The sequence below is a fragment of the Trichococcus sp. K1Tr genome, assembly GCF_028309625.1.
Lineage (GTDB): Bacteria > Bacillota > Bacilli > Lactobacillales > Aerococcaceae > Trichococcus.
In genome coordinates this window covers 25,786-41,101 of the sequence record NZ_JAQMHR010000010.1, presented here as the reverse complement: position 1 = coordinate 41,101, position 15,316 = coordinate 25,786, and the positions used below count along the sequence as shown (strand labels likewise).

Here is a 15,316-nt window from a genome sequence, read left to right as displayed (position 1 = left end):
AAAATTATTTTAGTACACTATCACCAAAACTCAAGAGTATTGACTATACTTCCCTTGTCCAGTAAAACCAGGGGTATGAGGGTGTCATAACTTGTGTTCAAAAGTGAGGGTAAAAAAAGATGAAATATGGCTATGCACGGGTGAGTATCCGTCAACAGGATCTGGACGGCCAGCAGCGTCAACTCGAAGAGGAATGCTGCGATTGGGTCTACTTCTAGAAAATTACCGGAACGAAAAGTGATGGTCCCGAATTTCAAAAATTTCTTCAGGAAATCCAGACAGGAGATACTTTAGTTATCACAAAACTGGACCGCTTGTCTCGGAGCACCCAAGACGCGTTGAACACGATTCAGCTTTTATTCGAGAAGGGCGTGAGGACATAATCAAAAATAACGTAATAGCCTAAATTCCATCCGTTTCCCCCTATGCTTTTTAGGTATAGTTAAGCATCCAATATAGGTAATTGATATTTAACTCCCAGCGCCGTATGATTAACTCGAATAGACAAAGCAGATAGTCTCCGTTTTATTGTGAGGGTACTTTAATCTAAAAAACATATAAAAAATAATATTTAAGGAGAATTTAAATGGCAAAAAAATTGTATTTAATGAGACATGGACAAACACTCTTTAACATCCGAAGAATGATTCAAGGTGCAAGCGACTCTCCATTAACAGAAGTTGGAATTAAGCAAGCACAAATTGCGAGACAATATTTTAAAAATAACGGTATTGTGTTTGACTATGCCTATTCATCAACGCAAGAAAGAGCAGTGGATACCTTAGAGTTAGTCACGGACATGCCGTATGAACGTTTGAAAGGATTGAAAGAATGGAATTTTGGCACATTTGAAGGTGAAAGTGAGGATTTGAATCCTAAGGTTCTGTCAGATCAGGGTACCTACGGTGACTTCTTTGCACATTATAATGGGGAATCTGATTTAGAAGTGCAAAATCGTATGGTTCAGACATTAACTGAATTGATGGAGAAAGAAGATCATCAAAATATATTAGCTGTAAGTCATGGTGGTGCATGCACTATGTTTAGAAAAAGATGGACAGGTACATTAGGTAAAACCCGAAATTGTAGTATTTTAGTTTTTGATTATGACGAAGGAGCATTTACTTTTCAGGAAGTAATCGACCATGATTTTAGCATACGGTCTTAATTAACCTTAAATTGATTGTATGAGGTTGATGAAGTTGAGCTGATAGCGGTTAATCGGGTATTGCCATCTGATGTCGTGACAGGAAAGTCATTGCCTCAAGAAGGGGAATTTCTGCATTGTGGTTTATCTGAGGGAGTGCAGAAACAATTTGTCGTGCACATCACGTCGAACCTTTAGCAGCTGTTCAAAGCTAATCAAGTAGTTCTGGACTTATTACAAAAAATTGCCAATGAAAAAGAAGCAACGATTGCACAAGTATCGCTTGCGTGGCTATTGGCACAAAGAGATTGGATTGTACCCATTCCAGGAACAACAAAATTGAGTCGAATAGACGAAAATGTCGGTGCAACGTCCATTCATTTTAGCAAACAAGAGCTGAACGACATTAACCATGCAGTGGATCAATTAGAAATTGTAGGAGATCGTTATAATCAAGAACAAAAGAAAAAAACGGGTAAGTAAGGTCTGCTGAATATATTTAACAATTATTCAGTAGATAATAAATGTAATGAAAATAAAAAACTGATTAATCCAACTAATCAGTTTTTTTACTTTGTCTTGGTGCATTAGTTAGACGGTCATAGCTATAACATGAGAGTGCTGGCTATGATTCTTCGATCTCCTGTCATTGTTGGACTGAAATGATGAAAAGCTTACTGTTTAAATAACAAATCACTCCCAACTTATTGTTTTTAATACGGGCACGTTAGGGATATACTAAAATCAGCAGAGAGAACAGTTTATTTTGTTGGCTTCATGTATTCATTTGCAATATTACTGCTACTGAAATTTATTGAGAGGATGATTTTAGTGAGTAAATCCAACCGTAGACTCGTTCGAACTCTCTTTCAAGTGGAAGTGATCAGCCTATTAACGATTAATATTTTAGCGGGAACACGGTTTTTTAGGACAAAAATTAGCCCTGAAGAACAAGAGGCGACAGCTTCTATCCTTAAAACAGAGAAGAATAGGATCGAATTAGCCATCAATGCTCATGACGGTATGCAACTCTCAACAGCTATGTTCACAATGGATAATCCAACAGCTATTGTTCAAATTTTGCATGGGGCTACAGAACACAAGGAATTATATTATAACTTTGCGCATTTTTTAAATGAGAATGGGTATGCCGTAATCATTTCTGACCTCCGGGGACATGGGGAAACAGTTAACCGCAGTTATCCCTATGGGCACATGAACAGTGTGGATGAGATGATTGATGATGTGTACAGAGTGACCCAATATGCGAAGGAAATATATCCTGATAAACCACTCTATATAGTAGGGCATTCTCTGGGATCGATCCTTGCAAGATGCTATCTTCAGAAACATGACAACGAAGTAGACAAGCTTGTCATGACAGGAACTACAAGATCAATTGATAAGACAAAGCTTGGATTATTCATCGGTAATTGGGCAACATTTTATTCTGGCGCATACAATCATAGTAAGATCCTCCATCTCATTGGAGGATCCACTATATATAAAGCATCATCATTTGAGGCAAACATGGTGACCACAGATAGGGATTTGTATGAAATAATGAGTGCGGATCCTCTCATGCATTTTTCATGGACAAACAACGGCGCATTAACTATGTTTGAAGCAGCCAGTGATCTCAAGCAATATAAAAAATATAACGTGCAAAACCCCAAGCTTGAGATTCTAAGTCTATCTGGTACAAAAGACCCTGTCACGGGTGGCGACATGGGGCTGAAGGATACCGAGCAAACACTCAGAAAAATTGGTTACTCGCGCATTTCGATCAAGCAATATGAAGAAAAACTGCATTCTGTCTTATTTGAAACAAACAGAGACACCGTTTACCAGGATGTGCTGGATTTCCTCAAAAAGTAACTTATCATGATCTGGAACCGATGCGGATCCATTTCCAGAAAGGCTAGCCGTCGTTTATTGTTGCCCACTGTCTCTAAATATATGCCTCCTTAAGTGTATAGGAATATTTGTGAAATTATTAATAAGAACATTGTCATTTACCGCTATATCTCTCTACTTTCCTTGTTTCCCATAAGTGTTAATCTTTGCTAGTGAAGCTGATTTTCTATACAATGAGTTTGTAACCGCGTAACGAAGAAGAAAGTGGAGGTAATGAATATGGCTAAGTTTGTAAAAGGCTCCTACCGTACCATTTCAGAAGTTCATACTGTTTTAGAGGGTTTGCGACAAGAAGGATATACCGAATCGAATATTACACTTATAACAAATGAAGCTAAGAAGTATGATGAACTGATCAATTCCACAGAGGCTACAATAAAGTTAGATGACACTGTCGACGAGCATCTTACCCTCTGGGAAAAAATCATGCATGCTTTCCCTATCTTCACCAGCAGTGATTATGCGAGCAACAAAGAGGATGCTGATTTGGAACCAGAAGAAGATACGCTACTGGAAGGGTATCAGAGGCAATTAGATGACGGTGAAATCGTTGTGATCGTGGACGATATCTTAAATAAAGAAGCCTCATTAAATTTGGACAATATGGATGCAACAGATACGGTGAATGCAGTTGAGTCCAACCAAATTCTTCAAGAGACGCCGGAGACAGATTCTCATCCTGATGTTGAGTCAATGGAAGATGTTCTGGAGCAGGAAACAACGATTGTTCCAGGTAACACTGATACAGAAGAAGATTCACGTATTGAAAGCTAAATAAGGCAAACACCAAAACCTCCCGAATCCACTCTTCGGGAGGTTTTTCAATTGCTGTAGGAGTTTTATCTGACAAGTTCAAGTCTCCCTTTCGGAAACCAACTCGCTTCGAGTGCAAATACTTTATAATATGGGTCATTCCTTATATAATTGCAGTGTAACGAGCAATGTATAGACACATGGTTACTGCAGGCTTCTTAATTAAGAAGGAGGAGTAAAAAATGGACTTTCTTTGGTCTCTAATTGTCGGTGGCGTTTTAGGTGCACTCGCTGGAGCTTTTTTGGGTAAAGATGTTCCTGGTGGCATTATCGGAAATATCATTGCGGGTTTTGTTGGTTCATGGTTAGGAGTAACTTTATTCGGAGCTTGGGGACCTGCAATCGGAGGATTCTATATCGCACCTGCATTAATAGGAGCTATCATCCTCATCCTCATCGTCTCCCTTGTTATGAAATCGATGAGAAAATAAGCTTGTTCTGCACATCAACCAGACGTGAGGTGTCAGAACATATTCAAAAACACATAATATTGGTGCTACAGACCCAAGTAGGGTTGTACTGCCAGTATTATGTGTTTTTTTAACTGTTTATAAACGGATGCCTGTCCAGAAGATATCCCAGGCTATTTCTTGTAATTTTTCATACCTTTGGCTGTCTTCATAGACTAATTGAACGTCCAAGCCATCCAACAATGTGACAAAAGCTAGCGCACACTCTTTCGCTCCGATACGCAATGTTTGTTTTGCAAAGCAAGATTCTAATGCAGCAGTCAATACATCTATATATCTATATGGCTTTTGGATAACATCTTCATGCATCTCATCCGGCACAAGAAAAGAAATGGTCAGCATCAGTTTCGTATTTGGATTCGTTAGAAAGCGTTCCTTATGTTCCGTTAAAAACTGATACAGCTGCTGCTCAATCAATTCCTCTCCATGTTGTTGAAAATACTGCTGAATGAATTGTATCTCGTCGTCTACCGCTTCTTTATAAACTTCTTGAAATAACACGCGTTTATTGGGGAAATGGTAGGCAAGTGATTGTTTGCGGATGCCTACTTCTTCTGCAATTTGGGAAAGTTTTGTGCCTTCATAACCAAATTCATTAAAATGAGAAGTAGCAATTGTTTTGATTTTTTCTTTACTCAAAATTAAAAGCTCCTTTCCTTAACATAAGCCAGAGGTTTTTTAGCGTAAAAAATACAGAGCAATAGGAATAGTGCATAGGCACCAATGGAAACATAAAAGACTGCCGCATAGGTATCAAACACTTGCGCCAGTGCACCAAGCGCCATCGCGCCAACGCCAATGCCGATATCGAAAAAGTTAAAAAAAGAGGCAACGGCATTCTCATGTTCATGTTCCTCTACCAGGCTGATGCACCAAGATTGAAGGGCAGGGAAAATCGCACCAAAACCAAGCCCATAAAGGAATGCTGCAATCAAAAACTGCATACCATTTTGCACAAACACAAGTAGAACAAGTCCAGCCAAAGCAACCAAACCAAACGGAATTAACACATAAATGGGTCCTAAATGGTCATAGATTCTGCCAGAGAAAATACGGACAACAAGTCCTGCTAATGCTACTACGGTAAAGAACATAGCCGTTTGATCGAGACCTTTTTCAACAGCAAATAATGCGATAAAGGACATGATTCCACCTGCAGAAATTCCGGTCAAGGCACTAAGCATCGACTGAAACAGCACACGTTTTTCAATTAATTTGAACTGAATAGACGGTATTGGTTTCTTCGCTGAGCCTTTTGAATCATTTGGTTTACGCGATATAAATAAGGTAACGAGCAACGCCAACAGCATAAACGCCATTCCGCTCAAGAAAAGCCCCTTGAAATCCCATATTTCCAGAATCATGACCCCAATTAGCGGTCCAACGGAAACCATGGTCGTTTCTCCTACACCAAAATATCCGATCCCTTCTCCCAGTCGTTCTCCGGGAGTGTTTTCAGCGGCAATGGTTGTGAAATAGGTCGTCGTAATGCCAAAACCGAATCCATGGAGAATACGAACCAATACTAATGCCCAGACTTCTGTCGCTAAATAGTAGCTGCCTGTTGCAAGTGCCCCAATCGCTACGCCTATCACTAATAAATATTTCTTGTCCATTTTCATAGCCATGACGCCTGTAAAGGGCCGGATCAAAATGGCCGAAATCACAAAAATCCCTGTCACAAGGCCAATCTGTGTTGCCTCGCCTCCGATACTGGAGACATAGAGTGGCAATGTGGGCGCCATCATTTCAAATCCTAAAAATACTAATGCATTTGCTAACAAAGCAGAAATAAAGGAACGGCTCCATAATTTTTGTTTTGGTTGTCGATTCGCGATCGTAGTCAATCATATCCCCCACTTTCAAAATGATAAAAAATTCCCCTAACAAGCACGCTACCTGACTCGCGTCAGTTTATTCTATCTGACTGCCGTCAGTTTGTAAAGCGTTGGAAATAATTATGACAGTTTCTTTTGATTTTCCAATAAGTTTTTTTCGATTATATCGAAAAAAACGTAACCGGCAGGAATTTCCGCCGGTTACGCTTTAAGAGGTTACTGTCAGTACTACCCTTGATGAATGACAGCGTGGATCTCGATGCCGCTGTTGTCTTTGAAGATAAGGGTATTGTCCGTTTCTTCAAACGAAACCTCTGCCTGAACCAATCTGCCTTTCAAAGCTTCATAGGCAGTGCTGTCAGCAACTACCCAAGTGAAGTACGCCAAACCTGGTTGATTTTCTTCAGCAGCAGGCAGATGTTTTCCAGCCCACATGTTCGATCCGATGTGATGATGGTAATTTCCGGCGGCAAAGAATTTTGCTTGTCCAAAAAAGTCTGACTTCAATGAGATGCCAAGCACATTTTCGTAAAACTGCTGGGTTTCGACCAAATCGTGAACGGTCAGATGGACGTGTCCCATTATTGAACCGGCAGGGATGCCGTCATAAATTTTGACCATCGCTCCGATTACGCCATCCGCATCCATCGCTTCGGTAACGCCTTCGATTTTGCCATCCGGACGGATATCCCAAACCGACAGCTCTTTGTCGCGGTAGACCTCTATGCCGTTGCCTTCCGGATCGTGGAAGTAGATGGCTTCGCTGTAGCCGTGGTCGCTCGCGCCCTCCAGGTCATATTTCTTCGTCAGTAAATGATAAAGGAACGATCCCAAGTCCGCACGGGTCGGCAAAAGGATCGCCAAGTGGAAAAGTCCGGTCGTTCTTTTGCGGGCAGCCGGAGAATGGAGCTTGATCAGTTCCACCAGAGGCGTGTTGTCCGCAGCAACCCCCAACACAACCGAATTTTCCTTTTCTTCCATTAAATCCAAGCCTAGCGCTTCCTGGTAGAATTGCGTCATTTTCTTCAGATCATTGACTTTCAAGGCAACCTTGCCCAAATCCCAAAATGCTGTCATGTTCATTTTCCCCTTTATTGTCTATTGTCGTTTTTATTTGAAGTTCGTTCTTGCCGGAATAGTATCACAAATTTAATTAATACGAATTCGAACTATTTGATAGATTCACTATAATACCTAGCTTACTTTTTGTCAACTGTTATTATTTAATCATTTTATTTGAGTTAAATTCCCCGAAAACGAAGCAGAATACAAGCTTATATTAAGCAGGAAAGCCACAGAGTGATGCCTTTCTATTTTACTGTTTTTCCCTTATAATAGATGGACGAAGCAAAAGTGAAAGAGGGAAAAGGATGAGCTATCAAGCACTATATCGGGTTTGGCGCCCGCAGCGGTTCGGAGACATCGCAGGTCAGGAAGCGGTCACGCAGACGCTGAAGAATGCCTTAATACAGGGGAAAACGAGCCATGCTTACCTTTTTACCGGACCGCGCGGAACGGGTAAGACGAGTGCAGCCAAGATTTTTGCGAAAGCCATCAACTGTCATCATCGCGTCGACGGGGAGCCGTGCAACGAATGTGAAACGTGCAAGGCAATCACTGAAGGACGCTTGAACGACGTCATCGAAATCGATGCCGCCAGCAACAACGGTGTGGAGGAAATCCGGGACATCCGCGACAAAGCGCGTTATGCGCCGACCCAAGCCGACTACAAAGTCTACATCATCGATGAGGTGCACATGCTCTCGACCGGGGCCTTCAATGCGCTCTTGAAGACGCTGGAGGAGCCGCCGGAAAATGTCATCTTCATTTTGGCGACGACGGAGCCGCACAAGATTCCGTTGACGATCATTTCCAGGACGCAACGATTCGACTTCAAACGGATTTCCTATCAGGACATCATCAACCGGATGGCCTATATCCTGCAGGAGGAGAAGATCAGTTATGATGATCAGGCGCTGCATGTCATCGCGCGCTCCGCGAACGGCGGGATGCGGGATGCGCTCAGCTTGCTCGATCAGATCATTTCCTACGGTTCGGAATCGGTCACTTTCGAAAATGCGGTGAAGGTGTCCGGCAGTCTGACGGAAGAAATGATGATTTCCTTCTCAAGCGCGTTGCTGCACGAAGAGACGGAATCGGCGCTGCAACTGCTGCAGGAAATTCTGAGTGCCGGCAAAGAGGCCGGTCGTTTCCTTGAGGAGATGATCCTGTTTGCGCGGGATGTGCTGGTCTACCAGCAAACAAAAGGCAAGGCCTTTGCGGACAATACGCAACAATACAGTGAAGCTTTCCAGACTTTCTCGCAAGAGGCACCGGCAACGTTCCTCTACGAGATGATCGAAGCCTTCAACGAGACCCAAGGGGAGATGCGCTTCTCGACGCAACCGGACATCTATCTGGAAGTGTTGGCGGTGAAGCTGTCCCAATCCAAGGCGCATGCACCGGCAACGGCGGCAACTCCGAGTGCACCAGCGGCACCGAACGGAGAAATCCAGAAGCTGGCGCACGAATTGGAGCTCGTCAAAAAAGAACTTGCGAAGCTGCAGGAACTGATTGCTTCGGGGAATCTTACGGTTTCCCAGGAAGGTGCTAAAGCGGCACCGGCCAAAAAAGAAACGGTCCGTTCATCGAGCACGTCAGTCGGATTCAAACCAAATATGGGGCGGACTTACCAGATTTTGGGCGAGGCGACGAAGCAGGATCTTGCCCGCGTCCGGGATTTCTGGACGGATATCCTGGATGTGCTCTCGGTCACCCAGCGTGCCGTGCTCAAGCAGGCCAATCCGGTGGCGGCGAGTCCGACTAGCTTTATCCTGTCGTTCCAGTATGATATCCTTTGCCAAAAAGCGACGGAAGATGCTGAGCTGCAGGCGGCTGTGGATGCGGCAACGCAGCGGATGCTGCAGCGCCCTGGCGAATTGGTGTGCTTGACGGAAGAACAATGGACATCGGTGCGACGCAACTACATTCAGAACCGCAACGACAGCCCGGCTGCCGAATCCGTTGGTGAACCGAAAAAAGCCGCGCCAAAGCAAGCGGTGGCACCATCGGCTGCGTCTAAACAGCCGGCTCCGGCAACTGTCGATAAGGATAAACCTGTCGATCTGGATCTGCCGCCGGAACCACCGATGCCAGAAATGGAAGACGGCTATCGCGGCGACTATCACCCCGGGAATTTCGCCGATGATTTTTCGGTCGAGACCGATCCAATCGTGATAGAGGAACAAAAGGAACAGGAAGTCGTCGATCAGGCACTGAGCCTTTTCGGGGACGAAGTCGTAACCGTCGTCGAGGACTGACGGAAACAAATAAGCAATGAAAAAATAAATACAATAAAATGCACAAACAGAGAGGGAGTCATACAATGCGAGGCGGAATGGGAAATATGCAAGGCATGATGAAACAAATGCAAAAAATGCAGAAAGAAATGGAGCAGACACAAGCAGAACTCAATATAACGGAGTTTGTCGGTGCGGCTTCAAATGATTTGGTCAAAATCACGATGACCGGCAACAAGAAGGTGACAGATGTTGTCATCGCACCTGAAGCGGTTGATCCGGAAGATGTGGAAATGCTGCAAGATCTGATCCTGATGGCGACTAATGATGCACTAAGCAAGATCGATGAAGCAACGAAAGCCAAATTGGGCAAGTTTGCCAGTGCGATTCCGGGCTTCTAAGCCAGGTTGCAGGCAATAACCGAAATGAATGAGGGAGCGAGGGTGAGACAAGTCGGGCAGTGTTGACTTTAGTCCCAGCCTCCTTTCTTTTGAGAGAAGAAAAGAGGATTTTATAGAGATGCAATACCCAGAACCCATAGCGAAATTAATCGAGAGTTTCATGAAACTGCCGGGCATCGGGCAAAAAACGGCAGCCCGGTTGGCCTTTTTCTGTCTGGATATGGATGAGGAGGCTGTGTTGGCGTTCGCGGACGCGCTGATCCGTTCAAAAAGGGATTTACACCAGTGCGCCATCTGCGGTAATATTACCGAATCAGATCCATGCAACATCTGTGCGGACAATACCCGGGACAAGTCCATTATCCTGGTGGTCGAAAATCCCCGCGACATCATGTCGATGGAGAAAATCCGCGAATACCACGGCTTGTACCATGTATTGAATGGCGTCCTTTCGCCGATGGAAGGGACCGGACCGGAAGATCTTAACATCGCCAGCCTGATCAAACGGCTGCAGGATGAGACCGTCAAAGAAATCATCATCGCGACGAATGCGACAGCCGAAGGGGAAGCGACGGCGATGTACCTTTCGCGCCTGATCAAGCCGGCGGGCATCAAAGTGACGCGTCTGGCTTACGGCCTAGCGGTCGGCAGCGACATCGAATACGCGGATGAGATGACCCTCTTCCGTGCCATCGATGGACGCCGAGAACTGTAACAAGGGCAGTAACAACGGGGGGAACGGAAAAATGGCATTCCATTTGAACAGCGCAAGCAAGAAGCAGGGACACTTAAAGCAGAAATACGATGAAAAACTGATCGATTTGATCAGCGATGTCCATCAACAGTACACTACCTTGGCTCAACTGCAGCAGAATGCCTATGATTTGCCGGAAGAATTGCGTATCTTTGAGAAGATAGCGGAAGCGAAATATCTGTTCCTGCTGCGTGAAGCCAAAGAAAGGCAAATCCAAGCGGACATTTCTGCGCCGAAAAAAGCCAAGCAATTCCGTTGGCGCAAGCGCACGAACCGCGCCGAAGACATTTTCCATTCGGAATGACAAAAAGCCAGACCGCTGCGGTCTGGCTTTTTTGTCGTGCTGTGAAAAAGTAAGAACGGCATAAATCGGGCCAAGGGTAATTATCAGCGCAAGTTAACTTTATATTCGCTAGTGCACTCACAATCAAGAAAATCCTGAACAAAAGGCTTAAGGTCAATGGTATATTACAGAAATTTGAACATTTAATAAAACATGCAAAAATAATGAAAGCGTTATATTGTTTTGGGAGCGCTTTTAATATATTATGTTGTATATCGGGTCCGAGTTTTACAATATGATACTTTATATCGAGTAAGGGCAATTATGTTTTGTTTCGTAAAACTTGGATACTCTCGGTTTGTGGGAAGGTTGTGGGTGGAGGCCAATGTGACCGGTTATGGTTATCATGTCGCGATATGTAAACGCTGTTATTTGGAGGATTTGCAATTACAAGAAATACAAAATTGGAGGTATTCATTTGGAAACGACAGTAAAAGAAGTTAGAATAGCAAAAGAATCTCGTTACAGACGCGCAAAAACATGGCAGATCGGTGCTTTTGCATTGAATAACAGTGCAACAAACATATTTATGTTTTTAATGATGTACGTATCCTACTACGCTACCGGAGTGGTAGGCTTGGGGACCGTCATCGTATCCACGCTGATTACGATGAGCCGTATATGGGACGGAATCACGGACCCGATTATCGGGCTCTGGATCGATAAGACGGACGGGAAAATGGGCAAATTCAGACCGTTCATGATTATGGGCTGGGGGGTAATGACGATCATTACCTTATTGATATTCTTCACGACGCACTTGGTTCCTGAAAATCTGCGTCTGATCTACTTCATTCTCCTTTATCTTGTATTTATCATCGGCTATACGTTCCAGACGGCATGTACAAAAGCAGGTCAGACGGTTTTGACGAATGACCCTCAGCAACGTCCTTTGTTTTCGACATTTGACATGTCCTATACTTCACTATTGTTTGCGGGTGCTGCGATGTATGTATCGAATTATATGGTACCGAAACATGGCGGCTTCACAGAATCTTTCTTCCATGAATTTGTCATTACCGTGGTCATCATTGCCGGAATTATGACGGCGCTTGCTGTAGTTGGGTTATGGGAACATGACAGGACCGAAAACTTTGGTACGGGTGGCGAACAAGAACCCATCAAGTTGAAAGATATGTTCAACATCATCAAAGGCAACCGTCCTTTACAGATGCTGATCGTAGCGGCTTCAACCGATAAGTTGGCAGCGACCGTTTCCGGGAACTCCATCGTAATGGTCATGCTGTTCGGTATCCTTATCGGTGACTTTGGTGTCTATGGTTCCATTTCCGCCATCACGATGATCCCGGTTCTGATCCTGATCCAAGTCGGGACGCGTTACGCCCGTAAATTTGGCTCCAAAAAGGCACTCGTTGTTTCCACTTGGATGTGTATCGCCCTCTATGCCGCAATGTTCCTGTTGCTTTGGTTGGGTGATCCTACCCAAATCCGCATGACGGATATGAACGCTATGTCCATCGCGTTCGTCACTCTGTATATTTTGGCGACAGGTGTGAGGAATGTGTCAGGAGGAATCGTTATCCCGATGATTCCGGATATCACAGACTATGAGGTATACAAAAACGATCGTTATGCTCCGGGTGTGATGGGGACAATCTTCTCCTTCGTTGATAAAATGATTTCTTCTCTTGGACAAACAGTCATCGGCATACTATTGGCATACATCGGCTTCAAAGAAGTATTCCCTTCTGTGGACACGCCACCGAGCGAAGAGATTTTCTGGGTAACGATGTTCTTGTTCGTCGGCATGATGATCTTGGGCTGGGTAGCCTCCCTGATCGCTATGAGATTCTACGAATTGGATGACAAGCGCATGGCGGAAATCCAAACGGAATTGGCAGATCGCAGAGACGCAAAAAAAGCAGCAATTGAGCAGTGATTAAATCGAATGAATGCAATGCAAAAGAATGTGGTCGTGGACAAATTGTCCAGGCTGCATTCTTTTCTTTTGCATTTTAGTTAGGTACCTACTATAATAGAAATGTATCGATAGGTACCTAACTATCTGGAGGAGGAAATTATTATGGAAGAACAAAATAAAGATGTCATCGGCAGTGCGATGAAGCTGATGCGCACGCTGCGACGCAAGGAGAATCCCGCTAAGCACGAATCGCGCGGAGCAGGAAGGCTTTTGCGGATATTGCAGGAAAACGACGGGATGAGTTCGCGGGAATTGGCGGACCGAATGGGGATCCGGCCGGCTTCCTTGACGGAGATGCTGAACCGGCTCGAGGCTGACGGGATCTTGACGCGCCAGCCTGATCCGGCCGATCAGCGCAGAAACAGGATTTTTATCCAGGAAAAGGGGTCTGTTTTATTGAAGAAAATGAAGGCAGTACGCCAAACGGAAAGGGAGCACATCAATAAAAGTTTGACGCTGGCTGAGCAGGAACAGTTTGTTGTGCTCTGCGAAAAACTGACAAAATCCTTGGAGGACTTCAGAAACAAAGCGGGTGAGCAATGATGGGCAGCAACGGGTTCAAGGGCGGCCGCGGGGGTTTCCTGACGGACGAAGAAAAACAGAACAGCCCTAAAATCACATCACAATTATTGAAACGGATGTTCAATTATCTCGTTCCTTATTGGAAGCAACTCATCGTTTCCGTGTTGGCGATCATCACCTCATCGGTATTCGGCGTGTTTCCGACAATACTGACGGGCCGCATCATCGACGAAGGCCTGTTGCAGCAGGACCTACCTGTGCTGATCCGTCTGATCGGCCTCTCGTTCGGGGTGTTGATCATCGCCAATCTGATCAGCGTCGTGGAGAGCTATGTCAATGTCTGGATGGCGGAAAACATCACCTATGATATGCGCAATAAGATGTACAGCCACCTGCAGCGGATGTCGCACCGGTTCTTCACGACCAGCAAGCAGGGCGACATCATCACCCGCATGACCAGCGATATCGGCGGCGTGCAGAGTGTGCTGACCGGCACGTGGACGAGCATTCTGCAGAATTTTGCGACGTTGACGGTTGCGCTCGTCACGATGTACACGAAAAGCCCTTTGCTGGCGACAATCGGCATCGTGGTGGTGCCTTTGTTCATATTGCCGACGAAGCGCGTGGGCAAAAGGCGTTGGGAAATCACCCTGGCTTCGCGGAAGCACAATGACGACATCAACCAGATTTTGAACGAAACCCTCAGCGTCAGCGGCCAATTGCTTTCGAAGCTTTTCGTCACGGAAAACTACGAGTTCGACCGCTATCAGGAAGCCAACAAACAGATGATCCGCTTGAACATCAAGGAAAGCATGGCGGGCAAATGGTTCCGGGTCGTGATCAACGTCTTCACGAATATCGGCCCGATGCTGATCTATCTGGTCGGCGGGATCCTTATCATTGAATACGGCAACACGGATCTGACGATCGGGGACATCACCGTCATGGTGGCGCTCTTGGGCAGGATGTACGGGCCGGTCAATTCCTTGCTGAACATCCAGGTAGATATGATCCGTTCGATGGCGCTTTTCGACCGCATCTTCGAGTATTTCGATCTGCCAGTGGAAATCGACAATGATCCGCAGGCGCTCAAGCCTGAGTCGTTTACAGGCGAGTTGGCTTTTGAAGAGGTTTCCTTCCACTATGATCCGGAACAGCCGATCTTGAATAACGTCAGCTTCGAACTGAAGCCGGGATCATCCGTCGCCATCGTCGGGCCTTCGGGAGCGGGCAAGTCCACCATCATCAACCTGATTCCGCGTCTCTACGATGTGACAGGCGGAAAGATCCTGTTGGACGGCGTCGACATCCGCAAACTCGATTTGGCCTATCTGCGCCAGCACATCGGGGTGGTGACGCAGGACACGTACTTGTTCAACGGCACAATCAGAGAGAATCTGCTTTATGCCAAGACCGATGCCACGCAGGCCGAAATCGAGAAAGCTTGCAGCGAGGCCAATATCCACGCGTTCATCAGCGGTTTGCCGAAAGGCTATGACACCGTAGTGGGCAACCGCGGCATGAAGCTTTCCGGCGGTGAAAAGCAGCGGCTTTCGATTGCGCGGATCATCCTCCGGAAACCGGGGTTGATCATCTTCGATGAAGCCACGTCCTCATTGGATTCCATCTCCGAGCATGCCATCCAGGAAGCGATAGAACCGATTCTTGCCAAAAGCACGAGCCTGATCATTGCGCATCGTCTTTCGACGATCCTGTCGGCTGATGAAATCTTGGTGCTGGAAAAAGGCAAAATCGTTGAACGAGGGGATCACGAGACACTCGTCAAAAAGGGCGGCATCTACACAACGCTGTACGAAACGCAGATGAGAGTATGATGCAAGATAAAAAAAGTTCTATAAATAATGGACCA

The 15,316-nt window shown here is 45.3% G+C and carries 16 protein-coding genes; 13 read left to right on the top strand and 3 right to left on the bottom strand.

What is annotated here, in order from left to right; translation table 11 throughout:
- The first annotated feature begins 221 nt into the window (after positions 1–221).
- The 6 genes from PH235_RS12870 to PH235_RS12845 all read left to right on the top strand — a co-directional run bounded on the left by PH235_RS12870 (position 222) and on the right by PH235_RS12845 (position 4,308).
- Positions 222–383, top strand: a complete 162-nt coding sequence (locus PH235_RS12870; protein WP_272162772.1) for a recombinase family protein — start codon at positions 222–224, stop codon at positions 381–383.
- Positions 384–586: 203 nt separating this feature from the next.
- A complete protein-coding gene (locus PH235_RS12865; RefSeq protein ID WP_272162723.1) occupies positions 587–1,168 on the top strand; it encodes a histidine phosphatase family protein in 582 nt (193 codons plus the stop codon).
- Positions 1,169–1,348: 180 nt separating this feature from the next.
- Positions 1,349–1,630, top strand: a complete 282-nt coding sequence (locus tag PH235_RS12860; RefSeq protein WP_272162771.1) for an aldo/keto reductase — start codon at positions 1,349–1,351, stop codon at positions 1,628–1,630.
- Positions 1,631–1,978: 348 nt separating this feature from the next.
- Entirely contained in the window at positions 1,979–3,025 is a 1,047-nt protein-coding gene (locus PH235_RS12855) for an alpha/beta hydrolase (protein WP_272162722.1), read from the top strand.
- A gap of 258 nt (positions 3,026–3,283) precedes the next feature.
- Positions 3,284–3,838: a general stress protein gene (locus PH235_RS12850; protein WP_272162721.1), complete on the top strand. Its 555-nt coding sequence runs from the start codon at positions 3,284–3,286 to the stop codon at positions 3,836–3,838.
- 221 nt (positions 3,839–4,059) lie between these two features.
- The gene (locus PH235_RS12845) at positions 4,060–4,308 is read left to right on the top strand and encodes a GlsB/YeaQ/YmgE family stress response membrane protein (RefSeq protein WP_272162720.1); all 249 of its coding nucleotides are present in this window, start codon (positions 4,060–4,062) and stop codon (positions 4,306–4,308) included.
- 117 nt (positions 4,309–4,425) lie between these two features.
- Here the strand turns inward: PH235_RS12845 and PH235_RS12840 are convergent, their stop codons facing one another.
- The 3 genes from PH235_RS12840 to PH235_RS12830 all read right to left on the bottom strand — a co-directional run bounded on the left by PH235_RS12840 (position 4,426) and on the right by PH235_RS12830 (position 7,262).
- Entirely contained in the window at positions 4,426–4,986 is a 561-nt protein-coding gene (locus tag PH235_RS12840) for a TetR/AcrR family transcriptional regulator (protein WP_272162719.1), read from the bottom strand.
- A 2-nt stretch (positions 4,987–4,988) separates the two neighbouring features.
- Positions 4,989–6,194 carry an MFS transporter gene (locus tag PH235_RS12835; RefSeq protein ID WP_272162718.1) on the bottom strand — a complete coding sequence of 402 codons (1,206 nt, stop codon included), beginning with the start codon at positions 6,192–6,194 and terminating at the stop codon, positions 4,989–4,991.
- A gap of 219 nt (positions 6,195–6,413) precedes the next feature.
- Positions 6,414–7,262 carry a VOC family protein gene (locus tag PH235_RS12830; RefSeq protein WP_334223643.1) on the bottom strand — a complete coding sequence of 283 codons (849 nt, stop codon included), beginning with the start codon at positions 7,260–7,262 and terminating at the stop codon, positions 6,414–6,416.
- Between the two features lie 293 nt (positions 7,263–7,555).
- Between PH235_RS12830 and dnaX the strand changes: the two genes are divergently transcribed.
- The 7 genes from dnaX (at position 7,556) to PH235_RS12795 (ending at position 15,281) form a co-directional block, all read left to right on the top strand.
- On the top strand, positions 7,556–9,505 hold the full coding sequence (dnaX, locus tag PH235_RS12825) for a DNA polymerase III subunit gamma/tau (protein ID WP_272162716.1): 1,950 nt from the start codon (positions 7,556–7,558) through the stop codon (positions 9,503–9,505).
- Between the two features lie 65 nt (positions 9,506–9,570).
- Complete coding sequence (locus PH235_RS12820; RefSeq protein WP_086630106.1) at positions 9,571–9,885, top strand: YbaB/EbfC family nucleoid-associated protein; 315 nt, start codon at positions 9,571–9,573, stop codon at positions 9,883–9,885.
- A gap of 118 nt (positions 9,886–10,003) precedes the next feature.
- On the top strand, positions 10,004–10,600 hold the full coding sequence (gene recR, locus PH235_RS12815) for a recombination mediator RecR (RefSeq protein ID WP_086630105.1): 597 nt from the start codon (positions 10,004–10,006) through the stop codon (positions 10,598–10,600).
- Between the two features lie 31 nt (positions 10,601–10,631).
- Positions 10,632–10,943, top strand: coding sequence for a YaaL family protein (locus PH235_RS12810; protein WP_272162715.1), 312 nt, complete (start codon positions 10,632–10,634; stop codon positions 10,941–10,943).
- Positions 10,944–11,400: 457 nt separating this feature from the next.
- A complete protein-coding gene (locus PH235_RS12805) occupies positions 11,401–12,882 on the top strand; it encodes an MFS transporter (RefSeq protein WP_272162714.1) in 1,482 nt (493 codons plus the stop codon).
- Positions 12,883–13,026: 144 nt separating this feature from the next.
- A complete protein-coding gene (locus PH235_RS12800; RefSeq protein WP_272162713.1) occupies positions 13,027–13,467 on the top strand; it encodes a MarR family winged helix-turn-helix transcriptional regulator in 441 nt (146 codons plus the stop codon).
- Positions 13,464–15,281: an ABC transporter ATP-binding protein gene (locus tag PH235_RS12795; RefSeq protein ID WP_272162712.1), complete on the top strand. Its 1,818-nt coding sequence runs from the start codon at positions 13,464–13,466 to the stop codon at positions 15,279–15,281. Before PH235_RS12800 ends, PH235_RS12795 begins: the two co-directional genes overlap by 4 nt.
- Positions 15,282–15,316 lie beyond the last annotated feature (35 nt).